Source organism: Sphingobium sp. SG1 (genome assembly GCF_057063145.1).
The window spans coordinates 71,566-92,910 of record NZ_JBVVOJ010000014.1; the positions used below are offsets into that span (position 1 = coordinate 71,566).

The window sequence follows — 21,345 nt, forward strand, 5'->3', positions numbered from 1 at the left end:
CATGGCCGAGGCCTATATTGTCGATGCCGTCCGCACCGCCGGCGGCCGTGCCCGCAAGGGCGGGCTGATCGACGTCCATCCCGCCGATCTGGGCGCCACCATCCTCAACGCGCTGGTCGACCGCACCGGCATCGATCCCGCCGCCATCGAGGATGTGATCGTCGGCTGCGTCAGCCAGGCGGGCGAACAGAGCTTCGCCTTTGGCCGCAACCTCGTCCTCGCCTCCAAACTGCCTGACAGCGTGCCGGCCGTGACGATCGACCGGCAATGCGGCTCCTCGCAGCAGGCGCTGCATTTCGCGGCGCAGGCGATCATGTCCGGCACCCAGGATCTGGTGATTGCGGCGGGCGCCGAAAGCATGACCCGCGTGCCGATGGGCTCCAACTTCCAGCTCCACGCCGCCGCCGGCCTGGGCGATGGCCCTTGGCCCAAGAGCATCCAGAAACGCTATGGCGTCGCCGAGTTCAGCCAGTTCCATGGCGCCCAGGCGATCGCCGACAAATATGGCTTCACCCGCGAGGATATGGACGCCTATGCGCTCGCCAGCCACGCCAAGGCGGCGGCCGCGATCGACAGCGGCGCCTTCAATGCGGAGATCGTTCCCGTCCTGACCCCCGAGGGGATTTTTGACACCGACGACGGCGTGCGCCGTGGCGGCACGATGGAGGCGATGGCCAGCGTCAAGACGCTGGAGGAAGGCGGCACCATCACCGCCGCCAATGCCAGCCAGATGACCGACGGCGCATCGGGCGTGCTGGTGGCGAGCGAAGCGGCGATCAAGCGCTTCGGCCTCACGCCGCTCGCCCGCATCGTCAACCTGACCGTCACCGCCGGCGATCCGGTCATCATGCTGGAGGAACCGATCCCCGCGACCCGCAAGGCGTTCGAACGCTCGGGCCTCAAACTCGACGATATCGACCTGTTCGAGGTGAACGAGGCCTTCGCCTCCATCCCCATGGCCTGGCTCAAGGCGATCGGCGCCGATCCGGCCAGGCTCAACGTCCATGGCGGCGCGATCGCGCTCGGCCATCCGCTCGGCGCATCGGGCACCAAGCTGATGAGCACGCTCGTTCATGCGCTCAAGGCACGGGGCAAGCGCTATGGCCTGCAAACCATGTGCGAAGGCGGCGGCATCGCCAATGTGACGATCGTGGAGGCACTGTGATGGCTTTGAAGACGCGTTTCACCGAATTGTGCGGCATCGAGCATCCGATCGTGCAGGGCGGCATGATGTGGGTCGGCCGCGCCGAACTGGCCGCCGCCGTCTCCAATGCCGGGGGCCTGGGCATCCTCACCGCTCTGACCCAACCAACGCCTGACGACCTGCGCCGCGAGATCGACCGCTGCCGCACGATGACAGACAAGCCCTTCGGCGTGAACCTCACCATCCTGCCCTCGGTCAATCCGCCGCCCTATGCGGAATATCGCCAGGCGATCATCGACAGCGGCGTCAAGATCGTCGAGACCGCCGGCCACAAGCCGCAGGAACATGTCGATGATTTCAAGGCACATGGCATCATCGTCGTCCATAAATGCACCGCCGTCCGCCATGCCCTCTCGGCCGAGCGGATGGGCGTCGACGCCATTTCGATCGACGGTTTCGAATGCGCCGGCCATCCGGGCGAGGACGATATTCCCGGCCTCATCCTGATCCCGGCGGCGGCCGACAAGCTCAGCATCCCGATGATCGCCAGCGGCGGCTTCGGCGACGGCCGGGGCCTTGCCGCCGCGCTGGCACTGGGCGCGGAGGGCATCAATATGGGCACCCGTTTCTGCGCCACGGTCGAAGCGCCGATCCACCAGAATGTGAAGCAGTTCCTGGTCGACAATGACGAGCGCGGCACCAACCTCATCTTCCGCAAGTTCAAGAATAGCGCTCGCGTCGCCAAGAACAGCGTGTCGGACGAGGTGGTCGAAATCTCGCTGCGCGAAGGATCGGCCTTCCCCGACATCCAGCCGCTCGTGTCAGGCGCCAAGGGCCGGATCGCGCTCGAAACCGGCGATCTCGACGCCGGCCTGATCTGGGCCGGCCAGATTCAGGGCCTGATCCACGACATCCCGACCTGCCAGGATCTCATCACCCGCATCGTCGACGACGCCACCGCCATCATCCAACGCCGCCTCGCTGGCTTCGTCACGCCGGAACTCGCGGCAGTAGGCTGACCTAATCCTGCGCCAGCAGCAGCGCCGCATAGGGCGGCAATGCCATCCCCGGCGCCGCATCGCCGATCGCCGCGATGATCGCGCCACGCCCTTCCACTTCGTCCGGCCAGGGCGCGGGCGTCGGCGACAGGTTGAAGATGCAGGTCAGGGCCTGATCCTCTGTCACCCGGCGGAAGGCCAGGCACTGGTCGTCGGCACGCATGATATCCAGGCGCCCATGGCGCAACGCCGGATTCGCCTTGCGCAGCGCGATCATCGCGCGGGTGAAGTGCAGCAGCGAGGCGGGGTCGCCCTCCTGCGCCGCCACCGCCCGCGCGACATTCTCTGCGCCCAATGGCAGCCAGGGCTCACCATCGGTAAAGCCCGCCTCCGCCGCGTCGACCGACCAGGGCAGCGGCGTGCGCGCGCCGTCGCGCGACAGGGTCAGCGGCCAGTTGGCGATCGCTTCGGGATCCTGCAACTTCTCGAACGGGATATCGACCTGGGTGATGCCCAGTTCCTCGCCCTGATAGAGGATGACATTGCCGCGCAGCGCCATCAGCAACAGCATCTTGAGCCGAGCGAAGGTGGGCTGATCCTCCGGCGCACACCAGCGCGACAGGGCGCGCGGCGCATCATGATTCTCGAACGCCCAGCTCGGCCAGCCCATGCCCGGTTCATCCGGCCAGCGCGCCAGCGTATCGGCGATCAGGCCAGGGGTCAGCGCCGGGGCATAGAGGAAGTTGAAGCCATAGGCGCTGTTGAGATGGCCTTCGCCCGCCGTATAGGCCTTCATCTCCTGCTCGGCGAGGTCGCCGCCCACCTCCGCCACGGTGAAGATCGCGCCATAGCGATCGGTCAGTGCCCGGATGCGCGCGACGAAATCGACCACGCCGGGATGCGACTGGCTGTAGCGGCGAATCTGATAGTCGAACGGCCGGGTGCGTGGCCCTTCCCCCTCGGGCGCGGGCGGATTGTCGCGCAATTCCGGGTCGTGCATCGCGTGATTCAGCGCATCGAGGCGAAAGCCGTCGACGCCCCGGTCCAGCCAGAAGCGCATCGCGCCCAGCAGCGCATCCTGCACCGCGACATTATGGACATTGAGTTGCGGCTGGCTGGTCAGGAACTGGTGCATATAATATTGCCGCCGCCGCGCGTCCCAGGTCCAGGCCGGGCCGCCGAACACCGACTGCCAGTTGTTGGGCGGGGTGCCGTCCGCCCTGGGATCGGCCCAGACGAACCAGTCCGCCTTGTCATTGTCCCGGTCCTGCCGGCTCTGTGCGAACCAGGGGTGCAGGTCGGAACTATGGGCATAGACCTGGTCGATCGTCACCTTGAGCCCCAGCGCATGCGCGCGCGCCACCAGCGCGTCGAAATCGGCGAGCGTGCCGAAGATCGGGTCCACCCCGCAATAATCAGCGATGTCATAGCCGAAATCGCGCATCGGCGAGGGGAAGAAGGGCGAAATCCAGATCGCGTCCACGCCCAGCCGGGCGACATGCTCCAGCCGCGCGGTGATGCCCGGCAGGTCGCCAATGCCGTCACCGTTCGAATCCTGAAAGCTGCGAGGATAGATTTGATAGAGGACCGCGCCCTTCCACCAGGGCCGATCGCCTGCATCACGACTGTCGGGAGCCATTTGCGCCACCCCATGTCCCAAGCCTGCGGCGCATCATGCCGCAGCGCCAGTCTACACGGCGACGCGCGCAGGTGAAGAACTATGTTGCGGCTGCGAAGAGATCAGGGCGTATGTCGGGATCGCGTCACGCTGGAGATCAGCTGGTTGATGACGCACTCATCCTGCGCGGCGGATGCACAGATACCGCACAGCCAGTCCAGACACCGAGCCAGAAATGCCATGGCCCTCTCCTTCTTCTTTATGCGCGCAGAATAACAGGATTCGCGGGCATGGAAAAGCGGGAGAAGAGGGCGGATCGGCGCCTATTGGTCGGCGCCGATCACCCGGTAGAGCAGGATGCGATTCTGCACCGCCGCCAGCTCAGTCGCGATCGCCGACTGCTGGGCGCTGTAGAGCGAACGCTGGCTGGTCAGCGAATTGAGGAAGGTGTCGATGCCCGCCCGATAGCGCTGGTCCGCCAGCGCATAATAGCGCTGGTTCGCCGTCACCAGCGCCTGCTGCGCCGCCTGCTGCCGGTCGATCGTGCCGGCCCGCGCCAGCCCGTCCGACACTTCCTGGAAGGCGGTCTGGATCGCCTTCTCATATTGCGCCACATAAAGGTCGCGCTGCGCCTTGCTATAGTCCAGATTGCCGCGCGCCGCCCCGCCGAAGATCGGCATGCTGGCCGATGGTGCCGCCGACCAGGCAAATCCGCCATCGCTGAACAGCGAAGACAGGGCCGAGCTGGCCACGCCGATCGCCGTGGTCAGGCTGATCTTGGGGAACATCGCCGCCCGCGCCGCGCCGATATCGGCATTGGCGGCTTTCAGTTGATGTTCCGCCTGCAACACATCGGGTCGCTGCAACAGCACGTCGGAGGAGAGACCGGCTGGCACCTTCGCGGTCGACTGCAACAGGCTGTCGAGCGATTGCGGCAACAGCGCATCCTCGACCGGCGCACCGACCAGCAGTTCCAGCGCGTTGCGGTCCTGCGCCACCTGGGTGACATTCGCCTCGATGTCGGCGCGCGCCTGCTCCACCGTGGTTTCGGCCTGATGCACGTCCAGCTTGCCGGCCAGACCCGATGTGTTGAGCGTCTGCGTCAGTTTCAGGCTGCGCTCCGCGCTCGCGAGCGTCTGGCGCGACAGGGCCAGCAATTCCTGGTCCGCCGCCATCGTCGCATAGGCGTTCGCCGTCTCGGCGATCAGGGTGATGCGGGTCGACCGCATCCCTTCCTGCGTCGCCAGATAGGATTCCAGCGCCGATCGGGTCAGATTCTTGACCCGGCCGAACAGATCGATCTCGAAGGCGCTGAAGCCCACATCCGCGCTGTAATTATTCTGCCGATTGTCATTCTGGCGGCTGAAGCTTGCCGCCGCATCGCCAGTGATCGTCGGCAGCTGCGCCGCCCGCTCGACCTTATATTGCGCCCGCGCCGACTGGACATTGGCCAGCGCCACCCGCAGGTCGCGATTATTGGCCAGCGCCCGCTCGATCACGGTCTTGAGCCGCGTGTCGCCGATCAGCGCGGTCCAGGGCAGGCCCGCAGGTTCGGCGCTGGCCGGGGCATAGGCCTCACCCGTCGGGAAGGCCGGCGCCACCGGCGTTTGCGGCCGGACATATTTGGGCGCCATGTCGCACCCGGCCAGCACCAGCGCCGACAGCGGCATCATCATCCATGCAGCGCGGGTCATGCGGGCACTCCGTCCACGGGCGGTTCCTGGGCCGGCGGCTCGCCACCCGGCTTCTTCTTGTCCATGCCGAACAGGCGGGCGATCGAGACGAAGAAGAGCGGGACGTAGAAGATCGCCAGCACCGTCGCCGTCACCATGCCGCCGACCACCGCCGTGCCGATCGCGACACGGCTCTGCGCGCCCGCACCGGTGGCGATGGCGAGCGGAATGACGCCCGCGATGAAGGCCAGGCTGGTCATCAGGATCGGACGGAAGCGCAGCCGCGCCGCCTCCAGCGCCGCCTCCAGCGCATTGCGACCATTGCGATGCGCCAGTTCGGCAAACTCGACGATCAGGATCGCATTCTTCGCCGCCAGACCCATGGTGGTCAGCAGGCCAACCTGGAAGAAGATATTATTCTCCAGCCCGCGCAGCGTCACCGCCAGCACCGCACCGATCAGGCCGAGCGGAATGACCAACAGCACCGACAGCGGGATCGACCAGCTTTCATAGAGTGCCGCGAGGCAGAGGAAGACGACCAGCACCGACAGTCCATAGAGCAGGGGCGCCTGTCCGCCGGACAATTGCTCCTGATAGCTGAGACCGCTCCAGGCATAGCTGGTGCCGGCCGGCAGCTGCTTCTGCAGCGCCACCATCCGGTCCATCGCATCGCCCGAACTGGCGCCCGGCGCCGACTGACCCTGGATCTCGAAGGAGGACAGGCCGTTGAAGCGCTGCACGCTGCTCGGCCCCATCACCCAATGGCTGGTGGCAAAGGCGGAGAAGGGCACCATCTCGCCGGTCGTGCTCGACCGCACCATCCAGTTGTCGAGATCGCTCGGCAAGGCGCGATAGGGAGCGTCGGCCTGCATATAGACGCGCTTCACCCGGCCGCGATCGACGAAGTCGTTGACATAGGTGCTGCCCCAGGCGGAGCTGAGCACATCGTCGACATTGGCTTGGGTCAGGCCCAGCACGGTCAGCTTCTCGGTATCGATGTCGATCTTGAGCTGCGGCGTGTCCTCTAGCGAAGCCGCACGCACCCCGGCCAGCACCGGATCCTGCTGCGCGGACGCGATCAGCTGGTTGCGCAGCTCCAGGAAGCGCTCGCGGCTGAGGCCACCGCTGTTCAGCAGTTCGAAGGTAAAGCCGTTGGACTGGCCCAGGCCGCGGATCGCCGGCGGGGTCATCGCCAGCACCTTGGCATCGCGGATCGCGCCCAGCTGCTTGGTCGCCCGGTTGGCGATCGTGCCGGCCTCGTTCGTCTTGCCCTTGCGGTCGTCCCATGGCGCCAGGTTGATGAAGCCCTGGCCGACATTCTCGCCCTGCCCCTGGAAACTGAAGCCGGTCATGATGAAGGCGAAGGCGACATTGTCCTTCTCGTCATTCAGGAAATAGCTCTGCACCTGGTCGATCGCCGCATTGGTGCGGCTCGACTTGGCGCCGGACGGCAGCGTGACCTGCACCATCACCTGGCCCTGATCCTCGACCGGCAGGAAGCTGGTGGGCAGGCGCATGAACAGCACGACCAATATACCCAGCACCACCACATAGAGGCCCCAGAAGATACCCCGCTTGCCGATCACGCCCTGGGTGCGGCGGACATAGCCATTGGTCAGCCGCTCGAACCAGCGGTTGAACTTGCCGAACCAGCCCTTCTCGCGATGCGCCTTGTCGATCGGCTTCAGCATGGTGGCGCACAGGGCCGGCGACAGGATCAATGCGACCACGACCGACAACAGCATCGACGACACGATGGTGATCGAGAATTGGCGATAGATGACGCCGGTCGATCCGCCGAAGAAGGCCATGGGCAGCAGCACCGCCGACAGCACCAGCGCGATGCCGACCAGCGCACTGCCGATCTCCATCATAGACTTGATCGTGGCGTCGCGGGGCGATAGCCCCTCTTCCTCCATGATGCGCTCGACATTCTCCACCACGACGATCGCGTCGTCGACCAGCAGGCCGATCGACAGCACCATGCCGAACAGGGTCAGCGTGTTGATCGAATAGCCGAACAGCGCAAGGATGCCGAACGTGCCGAGCAGCACGACCGGCACCGCGATCGCGGGCACCAGCGTCGCACGCCAGCTCTGCAGGAAGACGAACATCACGATGACGACCAGCACGACCGCCTCGATCAGCGTCTGCACGACTTCCTCGACCGACAGCTTGATGAAGGGCGTGGTGTCGCGCGGATAGACGATCTTGTAGCCGTGCGGCAGGTTGCCGCCCAGTTCGGCGACGCGCGCCTTCACCAGTTCGGCGGTCTTGAGCGCGTCGGCGCCCGGCGCCAGTTGCAACGCCATGCCCGATGCCGGATGGCCGTTGAGGCGCGCGCTGGTGGTATAGCTTTCATTGCCCAGCTCGACGCGGGCCACGTCGGACAGGTGGACGACCGACCCGTCGCTCTGCGTCTTCACCACGATGTTGCGGAACTGGTCCGGCGTTTCCAGGCGCGCACGCGCCGTGACGGTGGCGTTGATCTGCTGGTTCGCCGGTGCCGGATCGGCACCGATCTGGCCGGCCGACACTTCGATATTCTGCGCCTTGATCGCGGTTTCGACGTCCGACGGCATCAGCTTGACCGCGGCCAGCTTATAGGGGTCCAGCCAGATGCGCATCGCATATTGCGACCCGAAGATCTGGGTCGCGCCGATGCCGTCGATACGGGCGATCGAATCCTGGAAATTATTGACCAGATAGTCGGCAATGTCCGCCTGGGTGGCATTGTCGGTCTCGTCATAGAGACCCACCAGCATCAGGAAGTCGGTCTGCTGCTTGGTGACCGACAGGCCCTGCTGCTGCACGGCGCTGGGCAGGCGGCTCAGCGCCTGCTGCACCCGGTTCTGCACCTGCACCTGCGCGGTGTCGGGATCGGTGCCCTTCTGGAAGGTGACGGTGATGCGCGACTGCCCCGTCGATGTCGACGAGGAGGAGAAATACATGAGCCCGTCGATACCGGTCAGCTGCTGTTCGATGACCTGGGTGACGCTGGTCTCGACCGTTTCGGCCGACGCGCCCGGATAGGTGGCGCTGATGCCGACGCCCGGCGGCGCGATGTCGGGATATTGGGCGACTGGCAGCGACAGCATGCCGCCCAGGCCCGCCAGCATGATGCCGATGGCGATGACCCAGGCAAAGATCGGCCGGTCGATGAAAAAGCGGCTCAGCACCGGGCCTCTCCTACTTCTTCGCCGCGACGGCGACGGGCTTTACCTTGTCGTCGGGCTGGACCTTGTCGGTGCCCTCGACGATCAGCCGGTCGCCGGCCTTCAGGCCTGCGGTGATCAGCCATTTGTCGCCGATCGCCTGCGCGGCGGTGACGGTGCGGCGCTCGACCTTGTTGTCCTTGGTCACGACCAGCGCGGTCGCATTGCCCTTGGCGTCGCGGGCGATGCCCTGCTGCGGCGCCAGGATCGCGCCAGGCACGACCGACTGCGGCGCCACGACGCGCACGAACATGCCGGGCAGCAGCATGCCGTCAGGATTGGGGAAGCGCGCGCGCAGCGTCACCGTACCGCTGTCGACATCGACGATCGGCTCGGCAAATTCGATCCGCCCTTCCAGCGGATATTCGCTGCCATCGTCCAGCTTCAGCCGGATCGTCGCGCTGGCCGGCAGCGTCTTGCCCGCCGCCAGCGATCGCCGCAGTTGCAACAACTGGCTGCTCGACTGGGTGACGTCGACATAGATGGGGTCAAGCTGCTGGATCGTCGTCAGCGGATCGGTCTGGCTGGCGGTCACCAGCGCGCCGGGGGTGAAGAGGGTGCGGCCGATCCGGCCGCTGATCGGCGCACGCACCTGGGTGAAGGTCAGGTTGACATTGGCAGTGTCGAGCGTGGCGCGCGCCTGGCCCACGGCGGCCGCTGCCTGGCGCGCCGTCGCGATCACATCGTCGCGGTCCTGCGCGCTCACCGCCTCGGTATCGCCCAGGCCGCGATAGCGCTGTGCCTTGGCCTGTGCCGCTACCGCCGTCGCCTGCGCGCTCACCAGCGCCGCCTGCGCCTCGTCGCGCGACGCGCGATAGAGCCGTTCGTCAATCTGGTAGAGCGGCTGGCCGGCCGTCACCATCGATCCTTCGGTGAACAGCCTTTTCTGGATCACGCCGGTGATCTGCGGCCGGACTTCCGACTGCATGGTCGACACGGTGCGCGCCGGCAATTCGGACGAGACGGTCACATTCTGTGCCGCCAGCGTCACCACGCCCACTTCCACAGGCCCTTTCTTTGGCGCCTTTTCCTGTCCGCAAGCGGTGATCAGGATGCATAATGCGATCGGTGCGACCCGGAGGCTCCGGAGTTCTGTGAAAATGGGCATGGCTTCACATCGTTACCGCCGGCAGGCAGCGCCGACGATCGCCTGATCGCGATTTGAGGCGTATCCTGCTAGACCAAGTTGATATCCTGACGCATCATCATGTCGCGTGACATCCGAACGCGTATCGCTTTGTATCGCCCTGTATCATCCCCGGTAGAGGCACAGACTTTTGCAATATCCGCCGCTAGAAGCGCAACATGGCTGACCTGTCCGATCCCCGCCGCAACAGCGTCATCGTCGTCGACGACGATGCCGATATTCGCGGTCTGATCGTCGATCAGTTGCGGCAGGAAAATTACGACCTGCTTTCTGCATCGAACCTGGCCGAACTGCGCCAGGCCCTGCGCGACCAGCCGGTCGACCTGATCGTCCTCGATCTCAACCTGCCCGATGGCGACGGCCTGTCGCTGTGCCGCGAGTTGCGCGCCGAAGGGTCGGGCATCCAGATCATCATGGTGACGGCGCGCGGCAGCGCGATCGACCGGGTGCTGGGGCTGGAACTGGGCGCCGACGATTATCTGACCAAGCCGTTCGAGCCGCGCGAGCTGCTGGTGCGCATCCGCAACCTGCTGCGCCGCCCCCGCGTCGAGGCCGCGGCACCCGCCGACCAGTCCCGCTATGCCGTCTTCGGTCCCTGGCGGCTCGATCTGCTGCAACGCCGGCTAATCGCTCCGGACGACCGGCTTGTCATGCTGTCCTCCGCCGAATTCCGCCTGCTCTCCCGCTTCATCGAAGAGCCCAATGTCGTGCTGGCGCGCGAGACGTTGCTGCCCGAACGGCGCGCCACCGCTGCCTTCGACCGCACCATCGACCTGCAGGTCAGCCGCCTGCGCCAGAAGCTGGCCGGCGCCACCGGCGGCGGCGACCTGATCCTGACCGTTCGGGGCGAAGGCTATGTCCTCGCCAGCCCGGTGCGCTACGAATGATCGGCCAGCCGGTGCAGCGCGTGCGGGATTTCTTCCGCTCGATGGCGGGGCATATCTTCGTGCTGCTGACCGTCGGCATCTCGCTCTCGGCCATCCTCGCGCTCGCCGTGTCGGAACAGGGCCGCCGCCATGATTTCGAGCGCGTCCGCCGCCAACGCGTGCTGGCCAGTGCCTTCGACGTCGCCGACCGGCTGCGCCGCGATCCGGTGCGGGTCCAGCAGATGCTGGAAAATCACGGCATTGTCGGCGCATCCATCGCCCCTGACGGCATCTCCATCAACGAGCCCGATCCCGATCTCGAAGCCGCGCTCGCCCGGCGTTTCGGCCCCCGCGCCCAGCCGGAGGCGGGACAGGTGCCCTTCGGCCTCTGTTTCCCGGACAAGGATGCCGGGCGCAGCCGCGCCGCCGGCCTGATCGACGCGCCCCGGCCCGATTGCTGGATCGTGCGCATGACCGACGCGACCGGCCAACGCCGCGGCATGGCGCTCACCTTCCCGCGCCTCGCCCGACCGCCCAGTTCGCTGTTCAGCCCGGCCTATCTGGTCGTCATCCTGCTCTCGGCCGCCGGTCTCTCGATCCTGATCGGCCGGATCGCCGCCAAGCCGCTGCGTCGTCTGTCGCAGGCGGCCGAGGCCTTTTCCGTGTCGCGCGACCCGGAGGAGATTCCCGAGCGCGGGCCGGAGGAGGTGCGCGCCGCCCTCTCCACCTTCAACCTGATGCAGCGCCGCGTCCGCGCCGGCTTCACCGAACGGACCCAGTTGCTGGCGGCGATCAGCCATGATCTCCAGACCCCGCTCACCCGGCTGCGGCTGCGGCTGGAACTGGTCGAGAATGAGGAACTGCGCGCCCGCCTGCTGCAGGATCATGAGGCGATGCAGCGGCTGGTGCGTGAAGGGCTGGACCTTGCCGCCAGCACCGAGACGCATGAGGAATGGTCGGTGATCGACCTTGATTCCCTGCTCGCCAGCATGGCCGAGGATGCGCAGGAACTGGGCGCGCCCGTCCAGTTCGCCGCCGGTTGCGGCGCGTCGGTCCGGGTCAAGCCCAATGCGCTGACCCGCTGCATGAGCAATCTGGTCGACAATGCCGTAAAATATGGCGGATGCGCGGAGATCAGCTGCCTGCGCACGCCCGGCCATGTCACGATCGAGATACGCGACCATGGCCCCGGCATCCCGCCGCAGGATCTGGACCAGATGTTCGAACCCTTCACCCGCGGCGCCAGCAGCCAGCCGGGCGGCCGGCACGGCACCGGCATCGGCCTCACCATCGCGCGCTCACTGGGCCTCAGCTTCGGTGCGATCGTCGCGCTGCGCAATGCACCCGATGGCGGGCTGATCGCCAGTATCGAGATGAAGGCGGCCTAAACCGCGCCGACCACCATCAGCGCCAATGCCAGCAGCAACCCGCCGCGCGCCAGCCGGGGGCCATAGGTCAGCGCCAGCAGTACCGCCCCCGCCATCAGCGGCAGCAGCCCGCACCAGGTAACGATGCCGATCCCGTCCGCACTGGCCAGGACCGCGCCGATCAGCGACAGGGCAATCGCGCTCCAGCCGAGCAGCGGCAGATGCCGGGCCAGCCCATGGCGCTGCCAGGGGCCGAGCAGCGCCGGCCCATGCCGCGTCATCGCCGCCGCCAATGCGAAGAAACCGATATAGAGCAGTCCCGCAACGATCATGCCGGCTGCTCCCGCATCCGCCGTCGCGCTGGTGTTGGCGCATTGAGCCGCCGCACCTGCCGACGCACGATCAGCGCAAGCGCGCCGGCCATGGCCAGGAACAGAAGATTGCCGGCCAGCAGGACCGGTTCGGTCGACCAGACCGGCCCCAGCACCGCCGCCAACGCGCAGGCAAAGGCGAGGAGGCCCATCATCAGCGGCCAGCCGATGGCCGGTCGCAGCGCCAGCCCGGCCAGCACGGCCGCCGCCGCCGTCCACAAGGCCACGGACACTTCCGCTTCCGGTCGGCCCGCCATGCCGATCGGCAACAGGCGATTGGCGATGAAATAGGCCACCGCGCCCAACGGCACGCCAGTGATCACGCCGACATTCAGCCGTTCGAGGATGCGATTGCCGATCGAGAGCGGCTGGCGCTCGCGTCGTTTGGCGATCCACAGCACCATGCCGGTCGAGATCGCCAGCGTCAGCATCGCCCCGCCCAGCACATAGAGCCAGCGCGTCGCCATCGGTGCGAAGCGCGCCATGTGCAGCCCATAGACAACCTGATAGGTGCGCATCGCCGGCCGCCGCTCGACCCAGCTTTTGAGCAGCCGGCCGGTGGTCCCGTCAAAACTCGCCTGCCCCCGCATATAGCCGATCGTGTCGGCATCGGACTGATAGACGGTGACGACCGATGCCGCGTCGCCGGGATTGAAGACATAGACGCGGCCGACATGGCCGCCGCCAAATGCGCGCTCGGCCGCTGTCAGCATCGGTGCGATCGGCGCCAGCGACGCGGGCTTGCCGACCGCCGGACGGGTCACCGAACCCGGCGCCAGCGCCTCGTACATCTCCATCACCTTGTCACCATAGCCGGCACTGATCGGCCAGGGCATGTTGAGCGACGCCAGCGTCAGCAGCCCGGTGAAGGTGATCATCAGGTGGAAGGGCATGGCCAGCACGCCCGTCGCATTATGCCCGTCAAGCCAGGACCGCTGCCCCTTGGCCGGGCGGAAAGTGAAGAAGTCCTTGAAGATGCGCTTGTGCGCGATGATGCCGGTGACCAGCGCGACCAGCATGACCATCGCCGCCAGCGAGGCGAGCAGCCGGCCCCAGGGATAGGGAATCTCCAGCTCGAAATGGAGGCGGTAGAAAAATTCGCCACCCAGCGTCTCGCGCGCGACCGGCGCGCCGGTCACCGGATCTAGCGCGCGATACAGATAATCGCTGCCCTGATCATAGGATGCCTCGACAGTATTGGCCCGGCCGTCAGGCGCGGTCAGATACCAGCCGGTGGAACCCGGCGCATGTTTCGACAGCCAGCCGGTCGCCGCGACGATCGCGCTCTTGCTATCCGCCTGCGCCGTCACTTCGGGCCGCATCCAGCGGCCGATCTCCGGCTTGAAGACGCTGAGCGTCCCGGCCAGGCATATGACGAACAGCACATAGCCCAGCAGCAGCCCGGTCCAGCCGTGCAGCCAGGCCATCGCCTGACGCACGCCGTCGCGCACCATGGCCGATGCCCCGCTCATGCAAAGCCTCCGCTCGTCCAGACCAGCCCAGCCAGCAGTGCGGAAAGAGCTATCACGCCGCCCAGAGCGACCCAGGGCCCACGCGCCAGAAAGGCCCAGACGCTGACCGCTGGGGCGAACAGATAGGAGAACACGGTGGCCACCGTGACCGCCTCCAGCCGGCCCATCGGCAGGGTGCGGGCCAGCAGCATCGCCGCCAGCGCCGCAACCGCATAGGCGCCCACCGTGCCCGCCAGCGTGCGCAGCGCGACATTGCCGCGATAACGCCAGCCGCTACGGGCGCGAAGAATGGCTGCCTTGCTCAATAGTCGGCGCTCAGCGTGAACACCGCCGTGCGCGGCGCGGCATAGAAGGCCTGGCCCCACATCAGGCTGCCCAGATATTTGGTGTTGGTGACATTCTTCACGTTCACGCTCGCCCGCAGATGATCGACCACCCGGATACCCGCCATCAGGTCGAGTACGGCATAGCTCTTCTGCTTAACGACGACATCGCCCATGTAAACATCGCCGTCATAGACATCGGTCAGCGTCGTCTTGATCGCATTCTGCCAGCGCAGCTGCGCGCCCAGCTTCAGGTCGTTGAGCTGCGGCACCTGATAGGTGGTGGCCAGCTTCAGCGACTTGGTCGGCAACCAGGTGCGGGTGTCGTTGCCCTCGTCATCCTCGATATCATATTGGGTATAGCCGCCGCTCAGCGTCCACTGGTCGGTGATCTTGCCCGCCACTTCCAGCTCGAAACCGGTCGAGGTGGTATCGACGCCGGCATAATAGCTGCCGCCGGCCTTGCCCGGTCCATCCTCGCCAAAGGTACCGGCATAATCGGCCAGTCCCTTCTGCTTGGCGCGGAACACGGTGGCGGTGGCATAAAGGCGATCGCCGAACCAGCTGCTCTTGATGCCGCCCTCGATGCTGGTGCCCTTGGCCGGGTCCAGCTTGCGATTATTGGCGTCGACCTCCGCCTGTGGATTATAGATGTCGGTATAGCTGGCATAGAGGGTGACGTTGGGCGTCACGTCATAGAGCAGGCCGAGATAGGGGCTGATCTTGTGGTCGTCGCGCGCCTGGTCGGTGCCATAGGAATAGCCGGACGACTTGATCCACATCGCGCTGGCGCCGACCACGCCCTTCAGCTGGTCAGTGAAGTTGAGATGGGCCGCGCCATAGAGGCGGGTCAGCTCGTCGCTATATTTGGCGGCCAGATATTCGCCCGGATAATCCGGTTCGGTCACCTGCGCGCTGCCCCAGTCATAGACCGACGGATAGACCAGCGCCGTGTCCTCGGCGAAATTCTCCCACTCCTTGGCATTGGACTTGGCGTAGGAGAGGCCCAGCACCAGCTTGTGCTCGCGGCCGAACAGGCTGAACGGACCGGTGGCGCTGAAATCGCCCAGATATTGCTTATAGTCGGACGGGTAGATGCCCGACATGCCATAGACGCCCTCGCCGGTCTCCTTGTCGGGATAGCCATAGGCATAGAGCAGCTTCGCATTCTCCTGGAAGCGCTTGTAGGTGAACATGCCGCTCAGCGTCCATTGGCCCATGGTATAGACCAGTTCGCCAAAGCTATTCTGGTCCTTCGTGTTCCAATAGGTCCAGTCGGCCGAAGTGGTTGCTGAGCGCGCATAGTCGATCCGGGTGCCGTCGGTGAACACCAGCGGCATCGCGCCCCACATCACGCCGTCGGCATCATTTTCCTGGCGGGTGTAACCGACCGTCGCCTTGAGATCGGGCGTCACCTGCCAGGCGACAATCGCGCCAAAAACGTCGCGATTGATATGGTTATAGTCGAGATGCGTGTCACGATCCTCATGCGCATAGATGAAGCGCGCCGACACCGTATCGGTCACCGGGACATTGACGTCGCCCTCCACGCGCCACAGGTCGCGCGAACCGACCTGGGCCGTGCCCTTGGCCTGGAACTCGTCGAGCGGCCGCTTGCGGACATAGTTGATCGTCGCCGACGGGTTGCCGATGCCGGTCATGATCGCATTGGCGCCGCGCACCGCCTCGACATTCTCGAACAGGGCGGTATCGAGATCGCCGAACTGGATACCCCAGGCGAGCGGCAGGCCGACACCATCGACCTGGAAGTTGGACACGTCGAAACCGCGCGAGTTGAAATAGGTGCGGTCCGTCTCGACGCGCTCGACATTGATGCCGATCGTCTGGTCGAGCAGGTCGTTGACGTTGGTGATCGCGAAATCCTCGATCCGCTCACGATTGATGATCGTCACCGACTGCGGCGTCTCGCGCACCGACAGCGACAATGCGGTGGCGGAACTGGACGGCTGGTTGGCCGCGGTCACGACGATCCGCGACGCGTCCTCTGCGGCATTGTCCGCTTCTGCCGCGCGGGCGACATGCGGCATCACGACAAGGGCAAAGCTGCTGCTCAACAGGAGGTGGCGCAAGGACAGACGCATTTTGATTTCCCCGATGGCTCTCTATCTGCGCCGCGCGTTAGGCATGTCCAGAATGCGAGTCAAACGCATTAGCATTGCATGCGCGCTACAATCGCGCCACGAAGATGAAATTTTGTTCATGTCTGGAACGAAGCTGGTCGGTTTCTCCTTTGTAAACCGGCACCTGCCCGTGCCTCCTGCCCAGGGAGTATCCGACCATGACAAACGCACCGCCCCGCCGATCGATCGCCGCCCTGATATTGGGCATCGTCTTCGGCCTTATCGGGCTGGTGCTGACCGGCGGCGGCGCCTGGCTGCTGATCTCGGGCGGCTCGCCTTATTATCTGGTCACCGGCATCGCCCTGATCGTCGCGGGCGTGCTGCTGGCACGCGGGCGCAAGGCGGGCGGCTGGCTCTACATTGTCATCTTCGCTGTCACTTTGCTCTGGGCCTATTGGGAAGTGGGCCTCAATCCCTGGGCACTGGTGCCGCGCGTCGTCGCCCCGCTGGTCCTCCTGATCGCGCTGCAACTGGTCTGGCCGACGCTCGACCGCAGCGCCGGTCGCTGGCGCCGTGCATGGGTCGGTGTGGCTGTCACTTTCGCTGTCGCGATCGGCTTTTTCTGGAGCATCGCCGGCAACTTCATCCCGCCGGTGCTGCAGGGCCTGCCCGACGCCCGCTATGCCATGGCCGATCCCTCGATCGGCACCACCGGCGCCGACTGGCCGGCCTATGGCGGCACCAACAGCGCCCGGCGCTACTCGCCGCTCGCCCAGATCACCCCGGCCAATGTGGGCAACCTCAAACGCGCCTGGATGATCCACACCGGCGACCTGCCGGCCTCGGCCCAGATCCGCAACACCTATGGCGCGGAAAACACGCCGCTCAAGATCGGCGACACCCTCTATGTCTGCACGCCCAAGAGCATGGTGATCGCGCTCGATCCCGCCACCGGCAAACAGAAATGGCGCTTCGATCCCAAGGTGTCGGACGAGGCCATTCCCTATACCGCGGCCTGTCGCGGGGTCAGCTATTATGCCGTGCCCGGTGCCGCTGCCGACACGCCCTGCGCCCAGCGCATCATCCTCGGCACGCTCGACGCGCGGATCATGGCGCTCGACGCCCGCACCGGCCAGCAGTGCCGCGACTTCGGCAGCAATGGCCAGGTCCGCATCACCGACGGCATGGGCCAAGTTCCTCCGGGCTATGTCTCCATCACCTCGCCGCCGACCATCGTGCGCGGCGTGATCGTCACCGGCCATCAGGTGCTGGACGGGCAGGATCGCTGGGCGCCGTCCGGCGTGATCCAGGCCTATGACGCAGTCACGGGCAAGATGCGCTGGGCCTGGGACATGATGCACCCGGAACGCAGCGGCCCGCCACCCGCCGGCCAGACCTATGCCCGCGGCACGCCGAACATGTGGACGATCGCCTCGGGCGACGAGCAGCTTGGCCTCGTCTATCTGCCGATGGGCAACAGCGCCGCCGATTATTACAGCAGCCTGCGCCGGCCGGAGGAAAATCACTACGCCACCTCGCTGGTCGCGATCGACGTGATGACCGGCAGGCCGCGCTGGAATTTCCAGGCGGTGCGCAAGGATGTGTGGGACTATGATTTCGGCGCCCAGGCGACCTTGATCGATTTCCCGACGGCGCGCGGACCGGTGCCGGCGATGCTGCTGCCCAGCAAGCAGGGCGACATCTATGTGCTCGACCGCCGCACCGGCCGGCCGCTGACCCCGATCGGTGACATCCAGGCCCCGCAGATCGGTGTCGAGCCAGCGCAGCGCGCCGCCACCCAGCGCATCTCGCTCTACCACACGCTGCGCAAGCCCGACCTCACCGAAAAGGACATGTGGGGCATGTCGCCGATCGACCAGATGATCTGCCGCATCCAGTTCCGCCGGGCGAGCTACAAGGGCTTCTTCACCCCGCCCGAGGCCGACAAGCGCTCGATCGAATATCCCGGCTATAATGGCGGCACCGACTGGGGCGGCATCGCCGTCGATCCGGCCCGCGGGGTGATCGTCGCCAATTATAACGACATGCCCAACTATGTCCGGCTGGTGCCCCGCAAGGAAGCCAACAAGAAGGGCTGGGCGCCGCGCGACCAGGCACGCGGCGAGATTGGCGGGGCGGAGGGTGCGGGCGATCCGCAGGCGCACACCCCCTATGCGATCGACGTCAATGCCGGCTGGCGCCTGCCCTTCACCGGCCTGCTGTGCAAGCAGCCCCCCTATGGCGGGATCCGCGCGGTAGACATCGCCACCGGCAAGACCATCTGGGATCGTCCCTTCGGCACCGCGCGCACCAACGGGCCGTTCGGCATCCCCTCGATGCTGCCGTTGACGATCGGCACGCCCAATAATGGCGGGTCGGTGGTGACGGCCGGCGGCCTGATCTTCGTCGCCGCGGCGACCGACAATCTGATCCGCGCGATCGACCTCAAGACCGGCAAGACTTTGTGGCAGGACGTGCTGCCCGCCGGTGGTCAGGCGACGCCGATGACCTACAGCCAGAATGGCAAGCAATATCTGGTCATCATGGCCGGTGGTCATCATTTCATGCAGACGCCAGTGGGCGATGCACTGATCGCCTATGCCCTGAACTGACGGGCCTCGCCGCCGCCCTTTGCCTTACCAGGCGAGGGCGGCGGTCAGCATCAGTGCCTGCGCCTGATCCTCCGGCCGCGCCGCGCCGGAGGCATCGGCGCGGAGGAGCCGGCTGCTCGCCAGTTGGTCGGGGTCGGTGAGGTGCAGGCCCACCCGCATCGGTCGACGCCCGGCCAACGCATAATCGACTCCGGCCTCCAGCCGCAGGCCACCATCATCCTGCATCAGCGCCGGCGCGCTGCTCTGCGCTGCAGCAACCCGGCATCGCCATGGCCCCTGCGCCCACAGTCCTTCCAGCATCAGTTGCTGTTCCTGCACGCGGCCGCCCCGCTCCTGGCGCAGTCGCGCCACATGGTAGCGCGCCGACAGGCTGAGCGCGGGCGTCAGCCGATGCTCCGCCCGCATCGCCATGCCGCGCACATGTGCCGATCCGCGATTGACCGGCAGATAGCCGTCCTCGACAAAGGCCAGCCGGTCCTCGATCTCGCCGTCAAAGGCATCGACCGCCAATGTCAGGTCCGGTGCCACCATCCAGTCGCTGCCCAGCCGCATGCGGCTGTCGCGTTCCGGCCGCAAACCGGACTGCAATGTGCGGAACGCCTCCCGCGTCAGCCCCAACGCGCCCGACAGGCCGACCCCGGCATAGGCCTCTATCGTTTCGCGATAATCCGCGCGCAGGGTGACGCCGGGCGCGGCGTCATAGGCCAGCCGCCCCGTCGGCAAGAACAGGTCGCGGCTCTTGATTGCGTCGCTGCCATAGAGCGCCGTCACATTGGCCCCGCGATTGTTGAGCTTGGCCCCCTGCCAGCCCAGCTCAGCCTGCAAGCCGTCCGCCAGTGGCAGGCTGCCATGGGCGTCGACCAGCATCAGACTGCTGCGCGGCTGGGCATCGCCGGACAGGTCGGTGGGCAGCGGCACCGCGCCGATCCGACGAGCCGGCATCGCCACCATCCGGTTGCGCTTGCGCTGGACGGCGATGCCGATCGCCACCGGCTCGGCCGGCGATGGCGTCAGTTCGATCGCATAGATGCGCGCCGGCTTCGCTGCACCGTCCAACGGCGCGGGCAGCAGGGAAAAACGCAAGGGCCGTTTCAGCACAAAGCCGCCATGATCGGGGGTAATCGTCTGCGCCGATGCCGGGATTGCGAACACCAGGGCTGCCAGCGACACCAACATCCAGCGGATCATCGTCATGACGCCACTTGCGCCAACTGGACAGCGGGCCCGGCGCGACGTTCCGGTTCATAAGCGATCATGTAACCGAAATGGTCGGACAGCGGCGCGCCCTCCACCTCCGTACCAAAGGGCACAGCCGCGTGGATGGCCCGCATCGGCCGGCCACTATCGTCGCGCGCGAACAGCCAATCCTTGCCGCGCGCGCTCGCCTGTTCGAGATCCCGGTGCGTGCCGACATCGGATGGCAGGCTGTCCGCCAAAACCCGTCGAGCGCCGCCCAGATGCGCCGCGACAAAGCCCATGCCCGTCCGCGCCCAATGGGCGAAGAAGGCGTGGATGCGGTTGCTATCACCGCCGATATTGAGGTCACCGCCCAGGATCATCGGCTGTCCGGCCGGTACATGGGCACGCACGAAGTCGGTCAGCAACCCGACCTGCCGGTCGAACGCCCGCTGCGACCGGGCGATGGCCACGCCTGCCGCCTTGCGCGCGTTGAGATGGGTGTTGACGATGCTGACCGGCCCGTCGAAGCCCGGCACCGCCAGATGGGCGATCAGCACGCCCTTGTTCGCCAGGCAATCGAAGCCGGCGCAGGCGAAATCGGGAAAGGCCATGCGATCGATGCCGGTGATCGGATAATCGGACAGGATTAGCAGACCGCTGTTCAACTGCTTGGGCACCGTCTCGCCCCGGTCCCAGCGCGCCGCCTGCAGAAAGTTGCGGTCGTCCGTCCTCGCGGCAATCGCCGTGCGCAACCCGCTGTCCGGCCCGATCGCGACATAGGCATAGCCCGCACGGCGCGCCAGTTGCGCCGCCTGCGGCGAAAAGGCTTCCTGCAGCAGGATGATATGCGGCTGGCGCCCGGCCCGGCGCAGCGCCGCCAGCCGATCGGCGATGCGGCCCAGTGCCTCGTCCCGGCCAAGGGCGATCGGCCAGGGCAGGCCCATCACATTATAGGTCATCACCGACAGCGGCCTATCCGGCTGCAGCGCGGTCACCGCCGACTCGGCAGTATCGCTCCGCCGACTTTCGCCCTGCGATCCCGTGGCGGCCAACACCGCCAGGCTCGCGACCAATATGGCACGCAAAGGCTTCGCCATCCCTCATTCCCCTGCCTCCTCCCTAGCAGGCGCATGAGTCACGCTCGTGTCGTTCGCGCGGCAGTGGGGTTAAATTTTGAAGGCGGCGATCGTCATCCGACCGACGCCGGACTGTCATCATCGCCGTTAGCTTGCGGGCGGCCGGTTCCTGCTGATAGGGGAAATCCGACCCGCCCAGACGG

The 21,345-nt window shown here is 66.2% G+C and carries 15 protein-coding genes; 5 read left to right on the forward strand and 10 right to left on the reverse strand.

Features of this window, described 5'->3' with window-relative positions:
• The first annotated feature begins 1 nt into the window (after position 1).
• Both AC0KVN_RS22120 and AC0KVN_RS22125 read left to right on the forward strand, forming a co-directional pair.
• Positions 2-1,165 (forward strand): acetyl-CoA C-acetyltransferase, encoded by a 1,164-nt coding sequence (locus AC0KVN_RS22120; protein ID WP_435568087.1) that lies wholly within the window; start codon positions 2-4, stop codon positions 1,163-1,165.
• The gene (locus AC0KVN_RS22125) at positions 1,165-2,163 is read left to right on the forward strand and encodes an NAD(P)H-dependent flavin oxidoreductase (RefSeq protein WP_435568088.1); all 999 of its coding nucleotides are present in this window, start codon (positions 1,165-1,167) and stop codon (positions 2,161-2,163) included. The genes AC0KVN_RS22120 and AC0KVN_RS22125 overlap by 1 nt, the downstream gene beginning before the upstream one ends.
• A gap of 1 nt (position 2,164) precedes the next feature.
• Here the strand turns inward: AC0KVN_RS22125 and AC0KVN_RS22130 are convergent, their stop codons facing one another.
• From AC0KVN_RS22130 to AC0KVN_RS22145, 4 genes are all read right to left on the reverse strand, one after another.
• The gene (locus tag AC0KVN_RS22130) at positions 2,165-3,781 is read right to left on the reverse strand and encodes an alpha-amylase family glycosyl hydrolase (RefSeq protein WP_435568089.1); all 1,617 of its coding nucleotides are present in this window, start codon (positions 3,779-3,781) and stop codon (positions 2,165-2,167) included.
• Positions 3,782-4,083: 302 nt separating this feature from the next.
• Entirely contained in the window at positions 4,084-5,454 is a 1,371-nt protein-coding gene (locus AC0KVN_RS22135) for an efflux transporter outer membrane subunit (RefSeq protein ID WP_435568090.1), read from the reverse strand.
• Positions 5,451-8,612: an efflux RND transporter permease subunit gene (locus tag AC0KVN_RS22140; RefSeq protein WP_010336212.1), complete on the reverse strand. Its 3,162-nt coding sequence runs from the start codon at positions 8,610-8,612 to the stop codon at positions 5,451-5,453. The genes AC0KVN_RS22135 and AC0KVN_RS22140 overlap by 4 nt, the downstream gene beginning before the upstream one ends.
• Positions 8,613-8,622: 10 nt before the next feature.
• Positions 8,623-9,756, reverse strand: coding sequence for an efflux RND transporter periplasmic adaptor subunit (locus tag AC0KVN_RS22145; protein WP_435568091.1), 1,134 nt, complete (start codon positions 9,754-9,756; stop codon positions 8,623-8,625).
• Positions 9,757-9,953: 197 nt separating this feature from the next.
• Between AC0KVN_RS22145 and AC0KVN_RS22150 the strand changes: the two genes are divergently transcribed.
• Together AC0KVN_RS22150 and AC0KVN_RS22155 are read left to right on the forward strand one after the other, a co-directional pair.
• Positions 9,954-10,682, forward strand: a complete 729-nt coding sequence (locus AC0KVN_RS22150) for a response regulator (protein WP_435568092.1) — start codon at positions 9,954-9,956, stop codon at positions 10,680-10,682.
• The gene (locus AC0KVN_RS22155; RefSeq protein WP_017500811.1) at positions 10,679-12,049 is read left to right on the forward strand and encodes an ATP-binding protein; all 1,371 of its coding nucleotides are present in this window, start codon (positions 10,679-10,681) and stop codon (positions 12,047-12,049) included. Before AC0KVN_RS22150 ends, AC0KVN_RS22155 begins: the two co-directional genes overlap by 4 nt.
• Here the strand turns inward: AC0KVN_RS22155 and AC0KVN_RS22160 are convergent.
• The 4 genes from AC0KVN_RS22160 to AC0KVN_RS22175 are packed head-to-tail and all read right to left on the reverse strand — an operon-like array spanning position 12,046 to position 16,296.
• Complete coding sequence (locus AC0KVN_RS22160) at positions 12,046-12,360, reverse strand: DUF3325 family protein (protein WP_435568093.1); 315 nt, start codon at positions 12,358-12,360, stop codon at positions 12,046-12,048. The genes AC0KVN_RS22155 and AC0KVN_RS22160 overlap by 4 nt on opposite strands.
• Positions 12,357-13,871 (reverse strand): PepSY-associated TM helix domain-containing protein, encoded by a 1,515-nt coding sequence (locus tag AC0KVN_RS22165; RefSeq protein WP_435568094.1) that lies wholly within the window; start codon positions 13,869-13,871, stop codon positions 12,357-12,359. Before AC0KVN_RS22165 ends, AC0KVN_RS22160 begins: the two co-directional genes overlap by 4 nt.
• Positions 13,868-14,176, reverse strand: a complete 309-nt coding sequence (locus tag AC0KVN_RS22170; RefSeq protein WP_435568095.1) for a ketohydroxyglutarate aldolase — start codon at positions 14,174-14,176, stop codon at positions 13,868-13,870. Before AC0KVN_RS22170 ends, AC0KVN_RS22165 begins: the two co-directional genes overlap by 4 nt.
• Entirely contained in the window at positions 14,173-16,296 is a 2,124-nt protein-coding gene (locus AC0KVN_RS22175; protein WP_435568096.1) for a TonB-dependent siderophore receptor, read from the reverse strand. The genes AC0KVN_RS22170 and AC0KVN_RS22175 overlap by 4 nt, the downstream gene beginning before the upstream one ends.
• A 197-nt stretch (positions 16,297-16,493) precedes the next feature.
• On the opposite strand from AC0KVN_RS22175, the gene AC0KVN_RS22180 reads away from it, so the two are divergent.
• Positions 16,494-18,887, forward strand: coding sequence for a membrane-bound PQQ-dependent dehydrogenase, glucose/quinate/shikimate family (locus AC0KVN_RS22180; protein WP_435568097.1), 2,394 nt, complete (start codon positions 16,494-16,496; stop codon positions 18,885-18,887).
• Between the two features lie 24 nt (positions 18,888-18,911).
• On the opposite strand, the gene AC0KVN_RS22185 is transcribed toward AC0KVN_RS22180, so the two are convergent.
• Positions 18,912-20,075, reverse strand: coding sequence for a TonB-dependent receptor domain-containing protein (locus AC0KVN_RS22185; protein WP_483656387.1), 1,164 nt, complete (start codon positions 20,073-20,075; stop codon positions 18,912-18,914).
• 2 nt (positions 20,076-20,077) lie between these two features.
• The gene (locus tag AC0KVN_RS22190) at positions 20,078-21,163 is read right to left on the reverse strand and encodes an endonuclease/exonuclease/phosphatase family protein (RefSeq protein ID WP_435568099.1); all 1,086 of its coding nucleotides are present in this window, start codon (positions 21,161-21,163) and stop codon (positions 20,078-20,080) included.
• Positions 21,164-21,345 lie beyond the last annotated feature (182 nt).